At 29.6% G+C, this 3,821-nt stretch carries 2 protein-coding genes; one reads left to right on the top strand and one right to left on the bottom strand.

Annotated elements, in window-relative coordinates:
* Window positions 1–161, top strand: a 161-nt coding sequence (locus TY19_RS12675; protein WP_255346659.1) for an IS1 family transposase, incomplete at its 5' end; no start/stop codon positions are given.
* Window positions 162–256: 95 nt separating this feature from the next.
* Here the strand turns inward: TY19_RS12675 and TY19_RS03855 are convergent.
* Window positions 257–3,130, bottom strand: coding sequence for a hypothetical protein (locus TY19_RS03855; protein WP_042280384.1), 2,874 nt, complete (start codon window positions 3,128–3,130; stop codon window positions 257–259).
* Window positions 3,131–3,821 lie beyond the last annotated feature (691 nt).

Genomic DNA, 3,821 nt, shown 5'->3' with positions numbered 1-3,821 from the left:
AACATCAACCAGTTAGCAAGCAATCTGGTCAGACAAGCTATATTGAAAGATTTAATTGTACTCGCAGACAAAGATGTGCAAGACTTGTAAGGAAAACACTTTCATTTTCTAAAAAACTAACTAATTACATTGGGTTAATAAAATACTTTATTTGTGATTAACATAGATAATTGAGAATCTTACCTATTTAGCGCACTACCCAAGAAATACTAATAAAATAAATTTAAAATTAAGCTTGCAAGCCCGTCTATTGAATTTAATAACTTAGAATAACTTTAGTTTTTTCAATAATTTGTTCTTCATTTTGTAGAATATCAGTGGGCAATTTTTTTTGATCGCATAAATTTTTCACTCCTAAATAGATACTATGTAGAGCATGACATTCTACAAATTCTAAGGGTGTTAATTTTCCAGTTTTCTGTTTTTTACTAGCTAATTGCTCTAAACGTTCGGAAACTGCATTAACTGTGGCTTGTAAATATTCTATATGTTTTTCGCTTAAAGCTGTTTGAGGATCTAATAAGCTTTCTTTTGAAAAAGCGAGAAGATCGATAAAAGCTTCTCCTAATAAAAGTTTATATCCTCTGTCTTTCTGCTCTCCACCCTTTATTAAAGTCTCCGAAACTTTATCCATTTCTTGGTTAAAAAACTCTGGCAAATGCCTTGTTTCTGACATTTCTAAGGAGGAAATACGGCTTAAAAAAACAAGTGCATTGAAAATGAAATGAAGAGTATCTTGTTTCTCTTCTTTACTATCGGCGTATCTTTGAATAAGTTCTTTTTCCAGTCTTCCATTGTCAACTTTTCCTTCGCTTTGGATCGTCTTTACAAAGCCTGCAACATCCTCATTAAATAGCTCAGCTTGATCATTCTTTTCTAGGGCTGGTAACTTTAGACCAAACTTATGATTAAAAAGAGAAGTCAGATAATTAAGATCCCAAGAAACTATTCCTGGAAATGGGGCTAAATGCGCAGCTTGAGGTGAAGCAAAACAACCCTTTCCAAAAAGCCATGGTAAAAGTGATTCAACTTTTTTACCAACCATTTGACACTCTACTGAAAATTCGTCTTCAGTCTCATGCATAGCCTGAACTTTTCTATATAAAGGTTTTTCAGATTCTGAAGTCTTTTCTAAAGTTCTTTCCCTGTGGTCAGTAAATGTTTCAACAGAGCCTTCTTCTAGCATTGTTTTTTGGTTTGTAACATGCTGTGATAAAAAATCTTTTAGAACTGATTTTAATTCTTCTAGTTGCTGATCAGTTAAATTCTCTTTTACTATTTCGAACATGTTAGAAACTCTAAGAGCAAAATCTCGATGACTATCTAAAACTTTAGGAAAGCGTTCTTCTGAATGTTTAAGATAATGGCCTAAAAAAATATCTACAAAACCTTGAATTTGTTCGACATCAGAAATTATCAAATCAGAAAAGTTAATAGATTGAGTTGTCTCGAGTTCTTTAAAAAAATCGTTTAAAATTTGGATTTTATCCAATTTCATTTCTTTTAATTGCTGCAATAGTATTTCAATATTTTTTTGTATTATAGGTTTTTGTTTTTCAAGTTCTTGTTTACTTTGAAAATAAGCTTTTTTTATTATTCCTCTGTAGGGCTCAACTAAGCGTGTAAGGCTTTCATCTGCTTGGTTAAATAAAGTTAGTTTAGCATTAGCTTCTTTTACTGTTATGTTTTTGTTAGGAATCAAAGCAAATAAGCCTTTAAAATGGTCTTCAAACTGCGGTAATTTTGCATCAGATGAAGTTAATTGCGTCAATTCCAAAAGTTCTTTTAAATACTTAATATGTGTCTGAAGGACATCATAATCTTTTTCAGGAATAATTTCATTTTCATCTTTAGGCAATCCATTTTGAATATTTCGAGTTAATTTAAGAGTTTCTTTTTCAAAAATATCAAAGGAAGAAAGTAAAGTTTGTTGGGCATCTTTCCGGATTACTGGATCCTGAGATTCAAGACCCTTCTTAATTTCAGCAATAAACTCAGGGTAAAGATCAACAGAATTTTCATCCCGAATCTTTTGAAGAAGTTTTTCATATGTAGGGCGGCAATCTATAGTAGTTTCTTCCTTAATTTGCTGCAATTTTTCAGTATAAGGAGAAAAATCTTTTTTAGTAGCTATTATACACCGATTGCATTCCTCTATTTGCCTTGCGACATCTTTTGGTGTTTCACCCGCAAAAATTTTTTCAAGGTTATCCAATACCCGCTTAGTTTTTATATTTAACTGATTATCAGATAATTGAAATCTATTTTTATTGTTTTGTAATCGATGATAATTATTTATCTCGGTTATTGTATCACTTACTTCTTTCTTTAGCTGGTTGAAATGAAATTCCTTAAGAGAAGATAATTCTTCTTTTAGTGTATTTAATTCTGATGGATCTAATGTCTCCAAATTGCATTTTTGATATTTTTCGACAAGCTGTTCAAGTCTTGAGAGAAAGTCGTTAACTTTCGCTATATTTCTTTGTATTTTTTCCAATGCTTCTAATTCTTTTAGATTGTCACTATAACTTTTTTTATCAATGTTAGTTAATTGCCTATTTAGAACATTCAATTTTATTTTAGTTTCTTCTATTCCTTTTTGTGTATCTTGATATCTTTGAATTTGTTGTTTTATTGTGTCATTATAATTAATTGTTATCGGTTCAGTTTGGCATAAATGTATTAATTCAACCGAAGCTTGTGAGATGTTCTCATGACATGTTTTTATCCATAATTTGACGATTTTTTTAGAAAATGTCTGGTGAATTTGATCATTTAATCGGGCCTGTATTTCTCCTTGAAATGATTTGGAAGTTTTCAAGTCAGAAGCTCTTAAATTGGTCTTTTTATTATAAGCGCATAAAAATTTTCCTTTTACAAATGATTTAACAGATTGTTCAGTCAGACAGGGTGATTTTTGTGTTTCGTCTTTAGAATGGGTAAATTCGCTAAAAATCTCACTGGTAACTCCTTCCGTAACAGTTTGTATTTCTTTTGTATTCGTTTGAACTTCTCTTGTTGAAGAAGTTGTATCGGAAGAAAGTGGACCATTAATAAGAGATGTTGAATATTCAATTGAAGACGAACTGTTGTTCAAAGAAGACGGATTAAAATCAGAAGGATTACTCATAACTACCTCCTTAATAATTATAATTTAATTTTAATTATAAATTATTAACTAATTTATTATCTTTAAATTAAATAAAATAATATTAATTATTAATATTAAGTATTTTAAACAAAGATTAACATTATTAATATTTACTAATATTTAAATTAAAATTTACAATGCTAATTATTTTAATTTAAAAAAAGTTAGACAGATATGGCTTTCCTATTGAACAACCAACAACTCATCCAATTGGTTTCCCAAGTATTTTGAAAATTGAACCATTTAGTGATCTCATCAATGTTGAAAATTTCTCTAGCAAAAAAGATAGGTAACGGAAACTTTCAAGTGATTTAAAATTGACTTCATTTAAAGTCACTTCACGGCAAGCGGCAAATTTTTGTTTGTAAAAATAGCTTTGCCTTGAATTAAAAATGAGCTGGCACGCAAAAGGCCCATGAAAGAAGGAAGGTTTTTTATCGGAAAGCATTGCTTATCTTAAATTAGTCTCGATACCAGATAAGTGAGCAAGTTTCTTTCCTAATAGAAAAAATGAAAAGGATTTTGATAATCAATTTTATTTTGTTAGTTTTCTTAAGTTAATTAACCTAAGTGAAATAACAATTCAATTTATATTATTTAATATTTGGTAGTGCTAAATAGGTAAGGCTCTCAATTGCCTATTGTAATCACAAATAAAGTATTTTATTAA

The sequence above is a fragment of the Candidatus Protochlamydia sp. R18 genome (genome assembly GCF_000648255.1).
GTDB classification, from domain to species: domain Bacteria; phylum Chlamydiota; class Chlamydiia; order Chlamydiales; family Parachlamydiaceae; genus Protochlamydia; species Protochlamydia amoebophila.
This window is presented reverse-complemented; position numbering and strand designations above follow the sequence as displayed.